Source organism: Flavobacterium johnsoniae (genome assembly GCF_001879205.1).
GTDB lineage: Bacteria > Bacteroidota > Bacteroidia > Flavobacteriales > Flavobacteriaceae > Flavobacterium > Flavobacterium johnsoniae_A.
The window spans coordinates 322,331-339,795 of sequence record NZ_MLFK01000009.1 but is presented as its reverse complement, the minus strand read 5'-3'; the positions used below and the strand labels follow the sequence as shown (position 1 = coordinate 339,795).

The 17,465-nt window shown below is 42.6% G+C and carries 18 protein-coding genes; 10 read left to right on the top strand and 8 right to left on the bottom strand.

Annotated features, from left to right (window positions below; genetic code table 11):
* Positions 1–20 precede the first annotated feature (20 nt).
* From BKM63_RS17410 to BKM63_RS17375, 8 genes are all read left to right on the top strand, one after another.
* A complete protein-coding gene (locus BKM63_RS17410; RefSeq protein WP_071637837.1) occupies positions 21–653 on the top strand; it encodes a DUF4141 domain-containing protein in 633 nt (210 codons plus the stop codon).
* A 1-nt stretch (position 654) separates the two neighbouring features.
* Positions 655–1,650 carry a conjugative transposon protein TraJ gene (gene traJ / locus BKM63_RS17405; protein ID WP_071637836.1) on the top strand — a complete coding sequence of 332 codons (996 nt, stop codon included), beginning with the start codon at positions 655–657 and terminating at the stop codon, positions 1,648–1,650.
* A gap of 19 nt (positions 1,651–1,669) precedes the next feature.
* A complete protein-coding gene (traK, locus tag BKM63_RS17400; RefSeq protein ID WP_071637835.1) occupies positions 1,670–2,293 on the top strand; it encodes a conjugative transposon protein TraK in 624 nt (207 codons plus the stop codon).
* Positions 2,294–2,304: 11 nt separating this feature from the next.
* Complete coding sequence (locus BKM63_RS17395; RefSeq protein WP_071637834.1) at positions 2,305–2,733, top strand: hypothetical protein; 429 nt, start codon at positions 2,305–2,307, stop codon at positions 2,731–2,733.
* An 18-nt stretch (positions 2,734–2,751) separates the two neighbouring features.
* Positions 2,752–3,027, top strand: a complete 276-nt coding sequence (locus BKM63_RS17390) for a nitrogen regulatory IIA protein (RefSeq protein ID WP_071637833.1) — start codon at positions 2,752–2,754, stop codon at positions 3,025–3,027.
* Positions 3,024–4,304: a conjugative transposon protein TraM gene (traM, locus tag BKM63_RS17385; RefSeq protein ID WP_071637832.1), complete on the top strand. Its 1,281-nt coding sequence runs from the start codon at positions 3,024–3,026 to the stop codon at positions 4,302–4,304. The genes BKM63_RS17390 and traM overlap by 4 nt, the downstream gene beginning before the upstream one ends.
* Before the next feature lie 23 nt (positions 4,305–4,327).
* A complete protein-coding gene (gene traN, locus BKM63_RS17380) occupies positions 4,328–5,221 on the top strand; it encodes a conjugative transposon protein TraN (RefSeq protein WP_071637831.1) in 894 nt (297 codons plus the stop codon).
* A gap of 184 nt (positions 5,222–5,405) precedes the next feature.
* Complete coding sequence (locus BKM63_RS17375) at positions 5,406–5,963, top strand: sigma factor-like helix-turn-helix DNA-binding protein (RefSeq protein WP_071637830.1); 558 nt, start codon at positions 5,406–5,408, stop codon at positions 5,961–5,963.
* Between the two features lie 231 nt (positions 5,964–6,194).
* Here the strand turns inward: BKM63_RS17375 and BKM63_RS17370 are convergent, their stop codons facing one another.
* From BKM63_RS17370 to BKM63_RS17335, 8 genes are all read right to left on the bottom strand, one after another.
* Complete coding sequence (locus tag BKM63_RS17370) at positions 6,195–6,998, bottom strand: PRTRC system ThiF family protein (RefSeq protein WP_071637829.1); 804 nt, start codon at positions 6,996–6,998, stop codon at positions 6,195–6,197.
* On the bottom strand, positions 6,995–7,723 hold the full coding sequence (locus tag BKM63_RS17365) for a PRTRC system protein B (RefSeq protein ID WP_071638158.1): 729 nt from the start codon (positions 7,721–7,723) through the stop codon (positions 6,995–6,997). Before BKM63_RS17365 ends, BKM63_RS17370 begins: the two co-directional genes overlap by 4 nt.
* Before the next feature lie 7 nt (positions 7,724–7,730).
* A complete protein-coding gene (locus BKM63_RS17360; RefSeq protein WP_071637828.1) occupies positions 7,731–8,891 on the bottom strand; it encodes a hypothetical protein in 1,161 nt (386 codons plus the stop codon).
* Positions 8,892–8,906: 15 nt separating this feature from the next.
* Positions 8,907–9,125 carry a PRTRC system protein C gene (locus BKM63_RS17355; RefSeq protein WP_071637827.1) on the bottom strand — a complete coding sequence of 73 codons (219 nt, stop codon included), beginning with the start codon at positions 9,123–9,125 and terminating at the stop codon, positions 8,907–8,909.
* Between the two features lie 24 nt (positions 9,126–9,149).
* Positions 9,150–9,806, bottom strand: a complete 657-nt coding sequence (locus BKM63_RS17350; RefSeq protein WP_071637826.1) for a PRTRC system protein E — start codon at positions 9,804–9,806, stop codon at positions 9,150–9,152.
* Positions 9,790–10,164: a hypothetical protein gene (locus BKM63_RS17345; protein ID WP_071637825.1), complete on the bottom strand. Its 375-nt coding sequence runs from the start codon at positions 10,162–10,164 to the stop codon at positions 9,790–9,792. The genes BKM63_RS17350 and BKM63_RS17345 overlap by 17 nt, the downstream gene beginning before the upstream one ends.
* Before the next feature lie 117 nt (positions 10,165–10,281).
* Complete coding sequence (locus tag BKM63_RS17340; protein ID WP_071637824.1) at positions 10,282–11,355, bottom strand: DUF932 domain-containing protein; 1,074 nt, start codon at positions 11,353–11,355, stop codon at positions 10,282–10,284.
* A gap of 56 nt (positions 11,356–11,411) precedes the next feature.
* Positions 11,412–11,819: a single-stranded DNA-binding protein gene (locus BKM63_RS17335; protein ID WP_071637823.1), complete on the bottom strand. Its 408-nt coding sequence runs from the start codon at positions 11,817–11,819 to the stop codon at positions 11,412–11,414.
* A 749-nt stretch (positions 11,820–12,568) separates the two neighbouring features.
* Between BKM63_RS17335 and BKM63_RS17330 the strand changes: the two genes are divergently transcribed.
* Both BKM63_RS17330 and BKM63_RS17325 read left to right on the top strand, forming a co-directional pair.
* Positions 12,569–13,777, top strand: coding sequence for a hypothetical protein (locus BKM63_RS17330; RefSeq protein ID WP_071637822.1), 1,209 nt, complete (start codon positions 12,569–12,571; stop codon positions 13,775–13,777).
* Positions 13,778–14,157: 380 nt separating this feature from the next.
* Positions 14,158–17,100 carry a type I restriction enzyme HsdR N-terminal domain-containing protein gene (locus BKM63_RS17325; RefSeq protein ID WP_071637821.1) on the top strand — a complete coding sequence of 981 codons (2,943 nt, stop codon included), beginning with the start codon at positions 14,158–14,160 and terminating at the stop codon, positions 17,098–17,100.
* Positions 17,101–17,465 lie beyond the last annotated feature (365 nt).

Here is a 17,465-nt window from a genome sequence, read left to right as displayed (position 1 = left end):
CAATTTAAAAACCGATAACAATGAAAAAAATACTATTTATGGTGTCTGCGGCAATTATGCTTGCCTCGGCTCCATCAGCAAATGCCCAGTTTGTGGTTACCGATCCGGCCAATCTTGCCTCGGGGATTCTCAACAGCGCCAACGAGATCATACAGACTTCCTCTACAGTTAGCAATGTGGTCAAAAATTTCAAGGAAGTCGAAAAGGTATACAAGCAGGGCAAAGAATATTACGATAAGCTACAGGCGATTAACAATCTGGTAAAGGACGCCCGCAAGGTACAGCAGACCGTCCTTTTGGTGGGTGATGTATCGGAAATGTATGTGCAAAATTTCGGTAGGATGCTTAATGATCCAAACTTTTCGGCAAGGGAGCTGACCGCCATTGCCAAGGGATATTCGGCGCTGTTGGGAGAGAGTACCGAGCTTTTGAAAGAACTCAAACAGATTGTCACCTCCTCTAGCCTGTCACTCAGTGATAAGGAGCGAATGGACATTATCGACCGTGTATACAAAGAGGTAAAAGAATACCACAGCCTGGTGCGCTACTACACCAATAAGAATATATCGGTGAGTATCCTGCGAGCTAAAAAACAGAACAGTACCAAAAGAGTCCTAGAGCTTTACGGCACCCCAAACCAAAAATATTGGTAATATGGAATTCAATAATCTTCACGAGGTACTTCGCTCGCTGTATGATGAGATGCTACCACTGTCCGCCGATATGGCGGCGGTGGCCAAAGGACTGGCAGGACTCGGGGCGCTGTTTTTTGTGGCCTTGAAAGTCTGGCAGGCGCTCAGCCGAGCTGAACCTATTGATGTCTACCCTCTTCTGCGCCCTTTTGCACTGGGCATCTGCATCATGTTTTTCCCGACAATCGTGCTGGGTACAATCAATGCTGTATTAAGCCCGATAGTTCAGGGAACACATAGCATTCTGGAAGATCAGGTTTTGGACCTGAACGATCTTCAGGCAAAAAAAGACCTGTTGGAGCATGAAGCGATGATCCGCAATCCCGAAACTGCCTATATGGTATCGGACGCGGAGTTCGACAAGAAACTGGACGAGCTGGGCTGGTCGCCTTCGGACATCGGGACAATGGCCGGAATGTATATGGACAGGCAGACCTATCAGATAGAGAAAATAATAAAAGAGTGGTTTCGCAACCTGCTCGAAATACTATTTCAGGCTGCAGCGCTGGTGATCGACACCATACGCATTTTCTTTCTCATAGTGCTGTCCATCCTCGGGCCTATCGCATTTGCCATATCAGTCTGGGACGGATTCCAGTCGACTCTCACGCAGTGGATTACAAGGTATGTCAGCGTTTATCTCTGGCTTCCCGTAGCGGACCTGTTCAGCTCAATGCTGGCGAAGATCCAGTCCCTGATCATTGAAAGGGACATAGAAATGCTTGCTGATCCTGCTTTCATTCCTGATACCTCAAACACGGTATACATCATTTTTATGATCATCGGCATTGTGGGCTATTTTACCATTCCAACAGTGACAGGCTGGATTATACAGGCAGGCGGCGCAGGAAACTTTTCACGCAACATCCACCAGACTGCCATGAAGTCCGGAAATATAGCCGGCGCAGGTGCAGGTTCGGCCGCAGGCAACATTGCAGGAAGACTGGTCAATAAGTAATCAATAAACATTCAATAAAATGGAATTTAAAACACTCAGAAATATAGAAAACAGTTTTCAGCAAATCAGGCTTTATGCAATTGTATTTGCCGTGCTCTGTGCATCAGTGACCGGATACGCGCTTTGGAGATCGTATGGCTTTGCCGAGCAGCAGCGCCAGAAAATTTATGTGTTGGATAATGGCAAATCGCTCATGCTCGCACTCGCTCAAGACGCCTCGATCAACCGTCCTGTGGAAGCCCGAGAGCACGTAAGGCGTTTTCACGAGCTGTTCTTTACCCTGGCGCCCGACAAAAATGCCATTGAAAGCAATATGAAAAGAGCATTTAGCCTTGCCGATAAAAGTGCTTTTAACTACTACAAGGACCTTTTGGAAAAGGGTTATTACAACCGGATTATATCAGGCAATGTACAGCAGCGTATCGAAATGGACAGCGTGGTCTGCAATTTCGAGACTTACCCGTATGTGGTGCGGAGCTATGCAAGGCAAATTATCATACGCTCGAGTAATGTAACCAGCCGCAGTCTGGTTACATCCTGCCTTCTGGTAAACTCGGTGCGCTCGGACAATAATCCGCAGGGTTTTAATATTGAAAAGTTCGCGGTGGTTGAAAACAGGGATCTAGAAGTCATCGAACGCTAAAAAAAAATCTTATGGAAGCATTATTAGATTTAGACACATTTGCGAGAATCCTGACTGAAAAAGGATTTAACGGCTATTTCCATACGCAGGGTGCGTACGGAGGAAAGTTTAAAGACAGCATCAGCGAATACCTTGAAGACTGCAAAAATGGAAAAGATAGTTTGCCTAAAGAGGACTTGCTGCTGACAGGCTACCTGCAATGGTCGGGTGAAGACAAGCCAAGCGTACGATGCATTATGCTGGTAAAATACCTGAACGGTAAATTTTCTCTCAACAGAATGGAGGTGGCAAGGAAAGACCAATTTGGACAGCTGCTAAAAAAAGCGGAACTGACAAACCTATCTGTTATATCTGCGCCCAGCGCGTCGCAGGCAGTCGCCTTGGTCAATGATGAACAGCACCAAAAAACAGATAAATGTCCAAAGCGTTTTAAGCTTTGAGAAAAAAATAACAAGGTTATGAATAAATTAAGAGCAAATATAAACCAATGGCTGGAAGGGCTTGACAGGAACTGGGAAGCAATGCCAATAAAAAGGCAACATCAGGTAATACTGTACTTTTTTGCAGCGTACGTGCTGCTGACCGCAGTTGTCATTTTCAACGTATGCCGCGATACGGCATACGCAAGAAACAATATGGCTGTAGAACATATCGAAAACCCTGTCTCGGCAGGGAAAGAAAGTCCGGCGCCCCTACAGGACTCCCTGAAGCCAATTAAAAAAATAGGATTATGAAAGAAAATAAAAAAAAAGTCAGCCTTCTCTCAGAAGAAGCTCGTCAAAACAGTTTCTCGTTTCTGCCTGATGAAAAAAAGACAACTGTCGAGCGTTTTAAAAAAGCGCTAATTTTCACACTGATGGGAATTGTATGTGTCGGCTGTATGTATTTGATCTTTAAGCCGTCGAAGGATAAAAAGCAGATCGAAAGCATTGGTCTGAACGACAGCGTGCCACAGGCAAGCGGATCTGTACTGCAGGCAGATAAACAGAAGGCGTATGAGCAGGAAATACTCGAAGACAAAGAAGAGCAAAAAAAGAACGCTTTAACGACGCTGTCCGATTACTGGAATGAGGGCAAACCTGAGCAGAAACAATCACTAGCCGATGACGCGGAAGAAACTAACAATCCGGCGCTGAACACTTACCGTACTGCCCAAAGCACGCTGGGTTCTTTCTATCAGCAGGACAACGGAGAAACCAAGGAGCTGCGCCGACAGCTTGAGGACCTGAAGCAGGAGCTCGCGCAAAAGGAAATTCCCAAAGCTGCCACCGTTGATGACCAGCTGGCACTTATGGAAAAATCCTATCAGATGGTCGCCAAATACCTTCCCTCAGGCTCCGCTCCTGTCGAGCCTGCAGGCAAAAACACTGCAGTAGCAAAGGCGGAATCAGAAGAGAAGAATTTTTCGGCGCTGGTTCCTTCAAAGAAAAGCAGGGTATCCTCGCTGTATCGCCAGCCTTACGACAGCACTTTTCTTGCAGAATGGAACACGGGCAAAGGGTTTAATTCTGCCGGTTCAATGCAAGAGACGCTTCCGCCAAAAAACAGTATCAGGGCCTGCGTGCAACAGTCCCAGACCATTATCAGCGAGGGAGCCGTAGCACTTCGTCTTTTGGAGTCTGCAAGGATTGCAGGTCATATCATAGCAGCGGGTGCAATGGTCACGGCAAATGCCAAGATTCAGGCAGGCCGCCTTCAGTTGAAAGTCACTTCCATCGAACTGGAGGAATCCATTATTCCGGTGGACATTACCATTTATGACCTTGACGGCCAGCAGGGAGTGCCTGTTCCTTATTCTGCCGAAAGAAGTGCCCTGACTGAAATGGCGGGGAATATGAGCCAACAGTCCGGCACGAGCCTAATGATGACACAGTCTGCAGGACAGCAGGTGGCCGCTGACCTGAGCCGCGGGGTGGTTCAGGGCATCTCGGGCTATTTCGCCAAAAAAGTGAGGACACCTAAAGTGACCCTAAAAGCAGGACATCAGGTGTATCTGGTTTCCAAAAAATAACAGCAATCTAAAATAAGTTAATTATGAAAAATCAATTTAAACTATTTTGGGCAACAGCCCTTTTAATAACATATTCATTAGTAGCATCTGCTCAGGAAAACGAAGCCACGAGCCTTGATTTAGGAACGATACTGCCGTACCATATGCAGGTAACTTATGACAAAACTTCCCATCTTATCTTCCCGTCCGCTATCCGATATGTGGATCTTGGAAGTGAATACCTGATTGCCTCAAAGGCCGAGAATGCTGAAAACGTCCTTCGCGTCAAGGCATCGGTCAAGACTTTTGAAGAGGAAACCAACTTTTCAGTGATTACCGATGACGGCCGTTTTTACAATTTTAACGTGCAGTACAGCGCCAACCCGCCTACCCTCAGCTATGATCTTATGGCGATGCAGAAGAACTTTGACAAAGTCAGTGCAAGCGATGTTCTTTTTGAGGAACTTGGAAAAACACCACCCTCACTGGCAGGACTGATCCTGGAAACTATTTACAAAAACAACAAGCGAATCGTAAATCACATTGCATCGGAGAGTTTCGGCATTCAGTTCAGCTTAAAAGGCATCTATATCCACAACGGCAAGTATTATTTCCATACGCAGCTTGATAACCAAACCAATGTACCTTTCAGTATCGATTTTATGAGTTTCAAGGTGGTGGATAAAAAAACAGCCAAGCGCACTGCCTCGCAGCAAAGGCCTATTGTGCCGCTGCGCACTTATAAAATGATCGACGAGGTTCCCGGAAAAGCCACAGAACAGAATGTGTTTCTCTTTGACCAGTTTACAATAGCGGATGACAAACTGCTGCTAATTGAGATTTTTGAGAAAAACGGAGGGAGACATCAGACACTCAAGATTAAAAATTCAGATCTGGTAAAAGCCAAGATGATAAACAGTATGCACCTAAAATTTTAATAACTATTAAAATTTTAGAAATTAAAAAGTATTACAGTCCGAAGCATTGCTTTGGGCTGTTTTGTTTTCTGAGCTTAAGCCTTTCCTGCAAATACATTGCATAACTCAATTAACGTTAGTATCTTAGCATAGAACTGCAAGAGCCAAAACCTATTTTGGCAATAAGGATTTAACTTGTATTGTTATGCATAATGTTATTGACCGCACCAACAGGTTTTATATCGAAATGTCCAGAAAAGTACTTTCTAAAAAAGAATATGATGTACTTTGCAAACTCCTGATAGAAAAAACGCCCCTCCAGGAGGCGGGAGAACAATATGGGGTCACATCCGAATATGTGGAGCAACTTTACGAGAAAACTTTGAGTAAAGTAAAAGCCGTGACCGAACTGCTTTCAGAAATCGATCGTTACGAGAAAAAGCTACAGGATTTAAAGCGCCAATTAAATCCAACTCCCAGCACCGAGGAATTTAGAAAAGACAAAACCGACCCATTACGTCAAAAATTGCTTTACAACAGCGATTTTACTTTTAGCAAAAGACTGCAGACCATATTGGAAACTTTAGAAATCAAAACTATTGGCGAACTTTCCAAGCTGACTCTAAAAGATTTCATGTGTATCCGGGGATTTAAAGCGAAGTGCAAGGAAGAACTCATTGCCTTTATTGAATTTGAAAATATCGAGCATTTATTTGATGGTTTTTCCCGCTGGAAAAAAGAGCCTATTGACCGATCTCCATAAAAGCCATTGTAATAAGCGGTCTTCTTTTGCTTCTTTTCTTTGGCCGCCTCGGAAAGAAAAGAAGTCCGTCCAAAAACAGCAAAAGGGATGATAAGCATCCCTTAAAAAAAACGCAGCGGGTTTGGTAAAATAGCGGGCACTGCATTTTGGCAAAATCGCTCCACCGTTTTAAACGCAAAAAGACGCTCCGCCCGAAAGGAAGGAGTGTCTTTTTGCCGCCCGATCTCGGGCTTATCCGACCGCAATGGGCTGAGAGCGGAAATCTTTTAAATTCAGGAAAAATCCCCTGTTTGCTGTCATGCCCTCACGGAACAGGTTCCACAAAAGCGAGCATCCCATCTGCGCCAAAGCGGAATTAATAAACAAATCCTGTTTCTCAAGTGCCTCGGCAAGCGAACAGCTTGGCGTGTCGTCCTTCGTTTCAGATTCCTGTAACAGCTCCCCAAATTCCTCAGTCACAAAAGGCAGGCTCTCCACCATTTCAAATTTTTCGGACTTGGGCTGTGGAATTTCCCCAATAGTGGACAGGATGACCTGCCCAGTATACTGGCTGTTGCCAAAATCCATCCAGTATTTGGGGTCGTCCCTGTGATGCCTTTGGTTGCTGTATTTTAATATTTCGGCAATGTCAAAACGGGAGCGTACGCTGTCCGTGCACGTGATATAAATTGATGCCTTTGCATTACTCGGCAGTTTTCCAAAGCTGTCCCTTTCAAATTTTACGGTTTCCGCTTTCCAGTTTGTGCCAGTAAAACGGTTGGCTCTGTTGATAAGTGCCACGGATTTGCAGAGCCCTACCTCGCTGAGCGCAAAACGCTGTCTGCCAAGGTTGGCGCTTGTGATAATATCATCATCCCAAAGGCGCACCGAGAGCCCTGCATGCCCAAGCGCTGTGAGGCTGTGGTTCATTTCCATAAGGGCGGTCAGCACTTTTGAGCCTGTACCTCCTGCCCCTATCAGGTTAACAGTAATCGGGTTTGTAGGGCTTATCAGATACGTGTCTGTAACATGCATTTTGGTTTTGCCTGTTTTCATGACAATAGGTTGTTAAGTGTTTTGTTATTCTTTTTTAATACTGTTGTGGGAAAGGCTCTGCCTGTTGCGGTAAGATCTTTCCACAGGCTCACGCAATTGCCCTTTACAGGGCTGTTCTCTCCTATAAGGTGACTGAAATAACTATTGAAGAAATAATCCTCCCACGCCCTTGTAAATTGCTCCATCGATGCAGAGTTTTTAATATCGATACTGACTGAACCCATACATACCCTGCCGTCCTCATAGATATTGAAAAATGGCGCATAGTACAATGATGTTTTTTCCGTAGGTCTGCTGTTACTTAAAAGTGCAAATACCCGCAGGCTGTTTTTGGTCGCCTGCCAGACCATGGGAGGTACATACCCATGACCGCACGGAATCCCCAAGCCCTCTATAAAATAAAGCGGTCTTTTTTGGGATTTGGTGTACCATATCACAGCGCCTTTGTCCCTGCTTGGATTGATGTGCAGGATAGTGGTCGGCAGAATCCCGCACGAATTTAAAAAGGCGGTCTGTTTCTGCTTGTCGGTTGTAAGCGCCTTTGCGAGCGCCCCTGCTTCACGCTCTGTGAGAGGATGAGCATTGATAGGCGTGCCGTTTTTATCCATATCAAAATGCTCTACATAAACCTCTTTATCTAAACCTTTACTTTCATAGAAAACAAGGGCGGATTTCGGGTGGTAGAGCGTCCCGAAATCCTCTGTTACATCCATTACATTATTCATTTTCGTTCTATTTATAGTTATACAGTAAAGCGCACATATCATCCAAAAGGGCAAACAGCAGACTTTCAAAATCAAGGCTGTTCTCTGTCAGTTCACTACCATCAAAGCATTTTAAAATCGTTGGCTCGTCCATTGCACCGTACTCGTTAAATTCGTTGTTGATGCTCTCCTCTATGCTTTCATACAGCCATCCTTTGGTATCGGAGATAAAGGAAATGTACTTTTCCATGCCGATGCTGTCGTCTTCCGTTTCTTCGTGTTCCTCCTCGTAATGTGTTGGTGCATTTCGAAAAATGCTCTCGTTGGGATAATTGATGTATATGGCAAAAGCTTTTTTGCCTATCTCCAAACACTGCTTATCAAAGGCATCACGGCTTTTAAAACCGTTCAGCCGTTTTTCAAAAAAGGTCAGGTTCATGGGACTGAAAGACTTTTGTCCCATACAGTCCCCAATAAGTTCTGCCTTATCGAACTCCCGCACATATATCTCGTTTTCCTCCCTGTCCTCGTCCTGTTCTGTCCATTCCCTGTGCATTTCATAGAGCCAGTACAAATAACTTCCCTGCTGTCTGTAATACGGTACATCGGCAATATGATACAGATATGAGCAGACCGATAAAAGCAGATGCGCATTCTGTTTGTGCTTCGGTTCTCTGAGCATTTGATAAATCGGTTCTATGGGGATATAATACAGCGTTGTGCCTGTACTGTATTTTTCCTCGCTGAGCAGATACGTTCTGTGGCTGTCCTGCAATAACCGCAGTTCGGAAAAGTTCCCCACACTTTTTTTGAGTTTCTCTTCCAAATCCCACACAGCCAATGCCATATTATAGGGATATTCAAAATGAGAGGTCGGCATCGGCACAATGCGGTAATGCCCTGCTAGGTTGTCAAGGGAGCTATAAAAATCGTTTTTCATTTTGGAAATATCCCCACAAGCCTGTAGCGTTTTATTCTCTTGTAGTCTGGGCAGAAATGAAACCCTTAGAAAACCATCGGTAGCATCCCCGCAGGTACTGACCTTTGCTTGTCGTTCTGCACCTCGCCTGCATCTTTTGGTCTCTGCATCGAGTGCATAAACCCTGCGAGCTGTGCGTGAAGCTGTTTTTGTCTTTTTTGCTCGGGCAGTTGCACTGTTCCCGATATGATTGTCTGTTGCATAATTCATGGCTTTAAATTTTGGCTAGCCTTTTGTTCCCATTACCGTTTCAAATCGGTACTCCACCGCATCGTCCCTGATGGCAGGGGCTGATATTTTGGCGGTTGTGAGTATCGGATAGGTCGGGGCATAAAAATTCAGTACCGCTTCTGTGCTCCATCTTGGCTCGGGGTCGGAAAGCCTGATTTCCTGCCCTTTGTCCCTGAGTATAAAAACCCGCTGTAATTGTGTTGCTAATAACATGATTTCATTATTTAGATTAATATCCTACTTCTCTGCTTCGGGGTCATCTTCCCAGTATTCCGTTTCTTCCTCGTCCGTTTCGGGCTCTTGCACATTGGCATTGCCATAGTCAGGAAAAAGTGCCTCTCGGGGCGGTTCGTGCTTTGCGGTTTCTGTTGTACTGCCGAACAGGTCAGGCGCAAATTGGGCTGATAATTCAGATTTTCGTCTGCGTATTTCATCCGCCTTAAAGGGAAACTCATGGATTTCGGGCACTTTTATCCATGCCTCACGGAATTTCCCGTCTTTTTCCAGTTCGTCCGCCTTTGCCATAGCTTCGCTGAACTTTTTGTCCTTGGCTTCCTGCTCTTTTTTCTGCTTGTCGTCTTTCTCTTTTTCCATAGCCGACTGCTTTTTGGTATCTTCAAGCTGTTTCATATAGCCTTCCATGTCTACCATAAGACCCGAAGCCGACTCAATGGGAGTTGTGATATTCTCAAAAAAACCGCTGTCGAGTTCTTCGGCTGTTCCTCTTAGATTAAGGGGCGGTATGCTATGCTTGGCGCTGTCACCGCAGGTTTCATTTTGGAGCATGACTAGTACGATAAGCCTGTCTTCTGCCCCTTTGGCAATGGTAATGTGCAAATCGCCAATGATCTGCAACTGTGCTATCTGATTGAAAAAATTAGTTGTCGTTTCCATAATTTAATTTTAATTTTTTAATAATTGATTCCATCACGCTCTGCTCATCATGCCCTAACCTGTAGAGGCGTTCGATGTAGCTTTTCATATTTTCCTGATATTCCTTTTCTCCCTCTTCCCCTTTTAAGATAAGAAGATGGGTGTTCCATTCCCCGACGGCTTCCCTTATGATGGCTACAAGCTTTTGGGCGTACTTTTTTTCGGCTGTCTGGCTTTTTTTTGAAAGCCCCACTTCTATATACTTGTCCAAAATATGCCAATACATGCGGGCTTCCTTGCCTGTACTGCGGTGTTTGCTGACAAATTCATTGTAGAGATACAGTATAAACTCAAAATTGTTGCTGTTTTTCCTTGCCATTATTCCTGCGCTTTTATGTTATTCAATTTTGCAGATGTCCAACCCTGCTATCGCATCACTAGCTCCTGATTTCAAAGGCTGTCACGGTTTCGAAACAGCCTTTGATTATCTGCCTTTCTAATTCAGGTTAAGGATTTCGGCGCCATCTGCCTGAAAAGCGGTGCACAGTTCAAATGCCTTTTGGGCTTTTCCCTGAGCTGTGCCTCCCATTACAATGGACTGCAATTTGGCTTCGCTGTCTTTGTATTTTCGCACATTCTGATAGTAGCCCGTCACGCAATTGTATGCCCCGAAAAGAGTGCCTTTTGTGGTTTCCATCTGCTGGGATTCGCTTGCCATGGCGTACGCAAAAGCATCCTCAACGGTGTTTTTAAACACGGTAGACACTTCATCTTCAGCCCCTTTTTTAATTAAAGCGAGTGTTTCGGTATTGGGACATAATGCCAATTGAATCAATTTCTTAACTTGCATATCCGTTACCTTCACTTTAGACCATTCATTAAAGATGCCCTCTAACTGACTGCTGAGTTTATCCGCCAGTCCCATTACTTTATGGGCATCGTCTAAGCGCTGTTTAGCGCCTGATGTATGGCGGATGCGCACCACGTTGCTCATCGAGCGGAGTGAAGCGTTAAGGGTATTTTGGCATACAATGCGGATTGGGGTAAAAGCCGCCGTGATGCTTCCGCTCCCGTCGTGGGAGGTAGTCAGGAAAATGTACTTTTCAGTCACATCGTCACCATTTCCGACCCTGATATAATCAGGCAGTTTTGCCGTGATAAAAATGCGCTCACCTTGTCCGAGCGCCCCTGCTGTTTCGTACAGTATGCCGTCGCCCCCACCTACAATGGCATCAAAGAAACTGAACGCCTCACGGTTCTGTACGATTTGGTAGTCTTTCCCAACCACGCCCAAAACGGCATTGCTGTCTGTGCGGATAGTGGCAAAACTGTCAGGTACTGCCAGTTCGGTACTGCCCATTTCGATACCGCCCGCAGTTTGGATAATGCCCGATGGTTTTGTGTATAATGGGCTTTTAGCCACCTCATAATCAAGCCCCGCATGTCTGATAGCTTCGGCGCTCGTCGGGTACTGCTCCACGATCTGCCCGAGCCCGTGCCATGCTTTTTCCTTTACGCTGAAAAAAGAATACTTTCCTGTCTCGCTGTTGTAATTGATATTATGTGCCATGATATTTGATTTTTAAAGTTTGAAATTAAAATTGTTTAGAACCCTTTACTGCCTGCTCAAAACGGGATGTCGTCCTCAGGCTCTTTTACGGTGACCTTTTTATTTTCCTGTTCCGCATTCTGTCCAATTTTCATCGCCTCTGCACTTTCGGACTTCTTACCGCCTCCGTGCAGTTTGATATTGGAGGTATTGAAGTTCAGCCCTGCGCGCGGTTCACCGTCATTCCCTTTCCACGCCCTTGCGCTTACCATCCCTGTTAGCTCCACCACCGTGCCTTTGGTCAGCCATTCGGCAACCCTCGGGCTTATCCAGTAGGCGCATTCGAAAAAGGTGGTCTGCTCCACCTTGTCGCCTTTTTTGTTTTTGTAGCTCTCGTTGATGGCTACCGAAAAATTTACTACCTGTCTGCTGTCTGACAAGGTGCGAACCTGCGCATCTCTTGTCACTCTTCCTGTAATGTTCATGATTCCTGATTTTTAAATGTTTACTATTACTTAATTACTTTATTACTATTTTATAGTTCCTTCTGCCTTGTATCTTTTTACACTCCTGCCACATCGCACCACACACCGCCTTTCTCCCTTTCCCGCCCCGTATTTTTACTTTTGACTTTTTTTACTTTTCTTTTTTTTTTGAAATTTTATTCGGCAATGAGAGCAGGCGCTGTTTTGTTTCATCATTGCTTTATTCAATATTTCAATTCTCATTTCTGACATTTTTTTTTATTCGTCTAAAGAGCCGCAGTATGCTATGTTTTGTTTCATGAGCATAAAAAGGTGAGTGTCCGGCAAAAGCAAGGCTCTGGCAAAAAATACAACCCGCAGGGGTGGAGATTTTTTGGCAAGACCTGAAAGGCCCGGGCTTGCTTTTGCTCAAGGACACGGACTACCTTTGCTCCTGAAATAAACAGAAGCATTCAGGGTCTTTGATAAAAAGTAAAAGGGATGCAATTGGGTTACTGTTGATAATAAGCAGTAAAGAAGAAAAGCAGTAAGCACCTGCATGAATTCGAAAAACAGTCCTCTAAACTTGGTTATTACTGTAGAAACAGAAGCTACTGCTAGACTGCTGAAAAGATTTGGTATTTATTCTTATATTCGCTTAAAAATCTTACTAATACACAAACCAGCTAAAAGTCATATTGACCCCATTTTATGGTTGGTATAATTTAATAAGCAGTGATTGTATAAAGACAAATAACAAATAGGAAACAATGAGCGAATTATTCAGAAAATATCATTTAGGTGATTTTGTAGGCCAATACAGAAAATCACTTTTCGAGCGAATTGATAAATTGGAAATAACCGATAGTACGAATATTCCCGAACTCGCTGAAAGGCTAAAATCTGAATTTACTATTTATCCTATTGTTATAGGGCGACCCGAACCTTCACAGCCAAAAGAAACAACCAAAGAAATGTACAACCACTGGGGACAATTGATTAACCAGGGTGTTCTTGAGATTATTGTAACCATTCCATTTGAGGGAAACCATAAGTTATTTTACTGCATGCCTTCGCGATCCACGATTGTTTATCTTGAGGATAATGTTGTCATTGGCAATACTAATATCAAGGCAACAATCACGCTGACTCAGTTTGACGAGAACTCTTATTTTTCAGAAGTTAACGAAATTATCAGCACTGTAAGTACAAACTTACCCACAATACACGATGAAACTAAACCGTGGAATGACAGACTTGAAACTTTAATTCAGCAAGCCTTAGAAAACCGAAAAGGAGTTGTGTCAAAAAAGTTTGATTTTTTCGAAAAAATCGGACTGAAAGTTAATCCAAAATCTACAGAATATTTAGTCCCGCCAACTATTACAAAGAAAGCAATTCCAACTCCGGCAACAGAAACAAGTAGAACAGTAGCAAAAGAAAAAGTTCCAATACTTCAAGAAGAAGTCTACACTGACATTAGAGAAGTTTTGTATAATGTCGGAAAAGCAATTGAACGAAAACCTTCAATTTACAAGGATAAGCATGAAGAAGATTTAAGAGATATTTTCTTGTTGTTTCTTGAAACAAGATATGAATCAGCAACCGGCATCGGCGAAGCGTTCAATAAAAAAGGGAAGACAGACATTCTTCTAAAGTATGCAAAAGACGGAACTAATCTCTTTGTTGCTGAATGCAAGTTTTGGAAAGGACAAAAAAAATTAGCTGAAGGCATCGACCAATTATTAAGCTACTTAACACATCGAGACACTAAAACAGCGTTAATATTTTTTGTTGACCAAAAAGAAATGACAAGCATTGTAAGTACAATAAAAACAGAAATTAGTAATCACGCAAATTACAGCAAACATATCAATGACACATATGAACATTCAATTAATTACGAATTTACTTTACCTGACGATGGCGACAAGAAAATTCAAGTTGAAGTAATGCTTTTCCACTTTCCTAAAATATAATAAATAAAATAGCGCCAAACTCTGCATATTACCTCTAAATCTTTGGAAATATTCACGGAAATCCATTTCCGACTGGAAAAACATTTACTTTGAGGAATGCAACAAATGTGATTTATTAGAGCAATGTGGAGGAATGTTTGCTTCTGGTATTTAAGAAAGATAGTGATTTTTATAAGGCTATAGTACATAAGGTTAGAGTATCTATACTGTAAAATTTGAAGAATTACTTATTATTTACATATTTCTAGAAACAAATATTACAGTTTTAAAACAGCAACCCTCTAGAGTTATTAAGTAATTCATCATACTTTGTTACCAAGAAAGCGGAATTAAAAGGCGGATTATCTAATCGACAGAGAATTAAATAGATTTAAGTACTTATGAGCGAATTTGACATTACTGGCAAAATTCTATTGCCCTATCTAAAAGATTTAGGAATCGATTCTTCAGAAATATCCTTTGAAGATTCCTTCACCATACGTCTTGGAAGAAATAAGCATGCAACAGGCAGATCTGATATGCTAATCAAAAGACATGGCAGGAATCTTTTTGTCATTGAAGTAAAAGCTGAGTCAAAAAAGCTTACGGATGCAGATAGGGATCAGGGAATTTCCTATGCAAGACTGCTGGATGAAATAGCTCCTTTCACCATAGTTTCAAACGGGATTTCGACTAAAATATTTGACTCCATTACAAAAGAAGAATTATCCGGAACCATTTCAGAAAAATCTGCCTTTTATAAAAATGGATATACCTTGTCTACAGATGAAGAATTAAAGCTTAGATATGAGGCTCTGAAGAACTTCATTGCGATGTCTCCTGAAAACCTAAGGATCTTCTGCGAATCAAATGTCAATGACCGCATGGGCATGATCATTGGCGATTCCAACAGTCACTATGCGAAATTTATAAAAAAATTGTACGTTCAGCGAAAAGCGCTGACAGACTCATTCGAAGCCTTTGCGGCTTCCGGTGATTCCGTCTTTGGTCTGGTGGGCGATGCGGGAGTGGGCAAAACCAATACGATGTGCTCCCTAGCCCTACAAAAACTGGAAGACTCCTTCGTATTCTTCTATAACTGCGCCATCATCACTTCTCCCTGCGAATGCATTGCGCAGGATCTCAACATTACTTTTTCCAGCAAGACCGAAAAAGATGTTGCGCTGAAAAAACTTGATGAATTGGGCCGTTATGCAGACAAGACCGTTTTCATATTCATCGATGCTGTTGATGAGAGCACCAATCCTAACATAGCCCAGGAATTAAGCGAAATGGCTCTAATTGCAAAAAAGGCTGATAAAATAAAAATTATTGTCAGCTGCAAATCCAATATCTGGAACACCGTTCTGAAAATCAAAAATAAGCCTACAAAGCTGTATGAGGAGGTAGACAGCTTCCACAATTATAACAGCAGTTTGGAAAATCCGGGCTATCACTTAACTGAATTCTCCGATGAGGAATTAACCGCAATTCTTCCCCTGTATCAGAAAGAATTCGGTTTCAAAGGTGAAATTTCGGATGAACTACTTCCTGAACTTAAGAACGGATTCTTTTTAAAGATATTCTGCGAAGTCTACACTGGAAAACAGATTCCACGAAAGGTCAGCGACAAAGAACTTATCGCAAAATATTTAAAACAAACCCTTGAAGAAACTGAGATAGGTTATGAGGCTGGAACAAGAACACTTTCGGCCATAGGAAACCTATTGATGAATTATACATATTCCCATACGGAAATTCATATAAATGACGGCATCGATGTGAACCATATCATTGAAGGATTAAACTATTCTCTAGACCAGAAAATACCGGAAGATCTTTTCACCCGAAATATCCTAATCAGATCCAACAAAGAGGAATTCTACAATGTTTCATTCTACTACTCAAAAATCCGCGATTACATTATCTGCTTCCTGATTCATAAATTGGATAAAAAAAGCAATGACGATTTTTATGATCTCCTCAACTATTTCTATCAAAACCACATTGGCAAAAGCGCAATTGACTTTTATGTTGAAAATGCTTCCCACTCTCATAAAAGTACACTGGTTTCCTTTAAGAGAGATAAATGCCTTTCATACGTTGCCGCCTATAATTCTTATCTTGATGAAAATTTTTCCACTTTCAAAGATAAGTTCGCGCCCCATACAGCAGGCGAAATCGGTATTATCCTACCCGAAGATCTCATTAACGGAGATGGCTATGCCTTATTTCCCCTGGCGGAAAAGCGTAATGCTAATGTGGTATATCTTGATCTCCGCAAGCCGTTCGATGCTCCGTATAAAAGCAATCCATTTTTACAGACAGGTGCCAAATCCTATTCTACAAGCAATATCTCCCTATTGGCAGAAGACCATGATAAGATAGTGAAGAAGTCCATTTTTAGCCAGCTCAGAGAAATAATTGGCAAGGAGTCCATCCCCACTTTCAGCACAGATACCCTTCTTTTTGACCAACTTGCAGCCATAGTGTATAACTACCATGAAAAATTGAACTACGACTACAAAATTGAAGATTATTACATGCCCCGATATGAGCAGATTTACCCGATTGACCTTTTGGATTTGAAAAACAGAATAAATCTGTTTAAGATCAGAGAGCATTATAAATATAAAAATATTACACGGGAGGAATTGGCAGAGATTATTGAACGCACTATAACGGAAAATCTTCCGATTCCTGAATTCACAACAAAAGGGAATGTCCCACCATTTGAGGGACTCTCAAAGATAGTGGATATGCTGATTGAAAAAGGATACCGTCAGATTGATGGGCACTATCTTCCGCTGGCCGATATTTCCCTAAAGGAAACAAAAGAAATGTACCAACAGAGCAGACTGCAGAATTCCAACCGCATGCGGACAGTCCAATTCAGCGAAAGTCAGGCCAAGGAATATACTACCAGCTTTTTCAAGTATCTGGAATCCTGTTACAAGGAATTTGTGGAATACAACTTCCCGACTTTAAAAGATTCTTTTGAATTCTACAATACCATGCCGCACGAGTACATTGTGTACCTCAAGGACGATGACATCCTGCAGTGGGGCAGTTTTGGCTACCGCCGCTCGCAGACGGGTGATTTCGGTATTTATTTCAAAGGTTTCGAAGAGAAAGAAAAGGCATTTACCAAACAAGGAATCATATGCCTGCGGCATTTCTCAATGGAACTGATCCTGAAGGCCCAAGAGTCATATCGATATAATGCCCAGGTCTTCGAGGGAATAAGCGCTTCAAAACTTCAGGAAAACTGCATTTTGAGAGGCTGGATATACAAAATGCTTGAAAGTGACATCGACGATATACTAAAAATGCATGAGCATTGAATTATGGTATAAAAAATACAGAAACAACAGAATAAAGAAACAAATTATTCAGTATATGCATTTCAGGACATTTTTGGACAAGCACTGCCACTAAAAGCACCTAAAACGAAATGAATAATGCTACTTCTTGCAGTGGGTTCTTATTTGATTTAAACCATATCTTTCAAACCAGTAAAACGGATTCAACTTCCCTAGCCCCGATAGCAGTGGAAATCCTTTTGTGCCGGTGTTCGGCACAAAAGATTGGAATGGATAGCGGGAAAAAGCTCCAAAAAATAAAACTATATACAATTCACTAAGTACAAAGTACAAACAAAGTATAAGTACAACCCCGGACAAGCAACGCAATACAGCCCAACCCGCCC

What these genes read in the sequence shown, in the direction of transcription:
- BKM63_RS17330 (WP_071637822.1), top strand. Translation starts at nt 12,569, where the DNA reads ATGAGCGAATTATTCAGAAAATATCATTTAGGTGATTTTGTAGGCCAA.
- BKM63_RS17350 (WP_071637826.1), bottom strand. Translation starts at nt 9,806, where the DNA reads ATGGAAACGACAACTAATTTTTTCAATCAGATAGCACAGTTGCAGATC.
- BKM63_RS17375 (WP_071637830.1), top strand. Translation starts at nt 5,406, where the DNA reads ATGCATAATGTTATTGACCGCACCAACAGGTTTTATATCGAAATGTCC.
- BKM63_RS17365 (WP_071638158.1), bottom strand. Translation starts at nt 7,723, where the DNA reads ATGAATAATGTAATGGATGTAACAGAGGATTTCGGGACGCTCTACCAC.
- traK (WP_071637835.1), top strand. Translation starts at nt 1,670, where the DNA reads ATGGAATTTAAAACACTCAGAAATATAGAAAACAGTTTTCAGCAAATC.
- BKM63_RS17395 (WP_071637834.1), top strand. Translation starts at nt 2,305, where the DNA reads ATGGAAGCATTATTAGATTTAGACACATTTGCGAGAATCCTGACTGAA.
- BKM63_RS17345 (WP_071637825.1), bottom strand. Translation starts at nt 10,164, where the DNA reads ATGGCAAGGAAAAACAGCAACAATTTTGAGTTTATACTGTATCTCTAC.
- BKM63_RS17370 (WP_071637829.1), bottom strand. Translation starts at nt 6,998, where the DNA reads ATGAAAACAGGCAAAACCAAAATGCATGTTACAGACACGTATCTGATA.
- BKM63_RS17360 (WP_071637828.1), bottom strand. Translation starts at nt 8,891, where the DNA reads ATGAATTATGCAACAGACAATCATATCGGGAACAGTGCAACTGCCCGA.
- traN (WP_071637831.1), top strand. Translation starts at nt 4,328, where the DNA reads ATGAAAAATCAATTTAAACTATTTTGGGCAACAGCCCTTTTAATAACA.
- BKM63_RS17325 (WP_071637821.1), top strand. Translation starts at nt 14,158, where the DNA reads ATGAGCGAATTTGACATTACTGGCAAAATTCTATTGCCCTATCTAAAA.
- BKM63_RS17410 (WP_071637837.1), top strand. Translation starts at nt 21, where the DNA reads ATGAAAAAAATACTATTTATGGTGTCTGCGGCAATTATGCTTGCCTCG.
- BKM63_RS17355 (WP_071637827.1), bottom strand. Translation starts at nt 9,125, where the DNA reads ATGTTATTAGCAACACAATTACAGCGGGTTTTTATACTCAGGGACAAA.
- traM (WP_071637832.1), top strand. Translation starts at nt 3,024, where the DNA reads ATGAAAGAAAATAAAAAAAAAGTCAGCCTTCTCTCAGAAGAAGCTCGT.
- traJ (WP_071637836.1), top strand. Translation starts at nt 655, where the DNA reads ATGGAATTCAATAATCTTCACGAGGTACTTCGCTCGCTGTATGATGAG.
- BKM63_RS17335 (WP_071637823.1), bottom strand. Translation starts at nt 11,819, where the DNA reads ATGAACATTACAGGAAGAGTGACAAGAGATGCGCAGGTTCGCACCTTG.
- BKM63_RS17390 (WP_071637833.1), top strand. Translation starts at nt 2,752, where the DNA reads ATGAATAAATTAAGAGCAAATATAAACCAATGGCTGGAAGGGCTTGAC.
- BKM63_RS17340 (WP_071637824.1), bottom strand. Translation starts at nt 11,355, where the DNA reads ATGGCACATAATATCAATTACAACAGCGAGACAGGAAAGTATTCTTTT.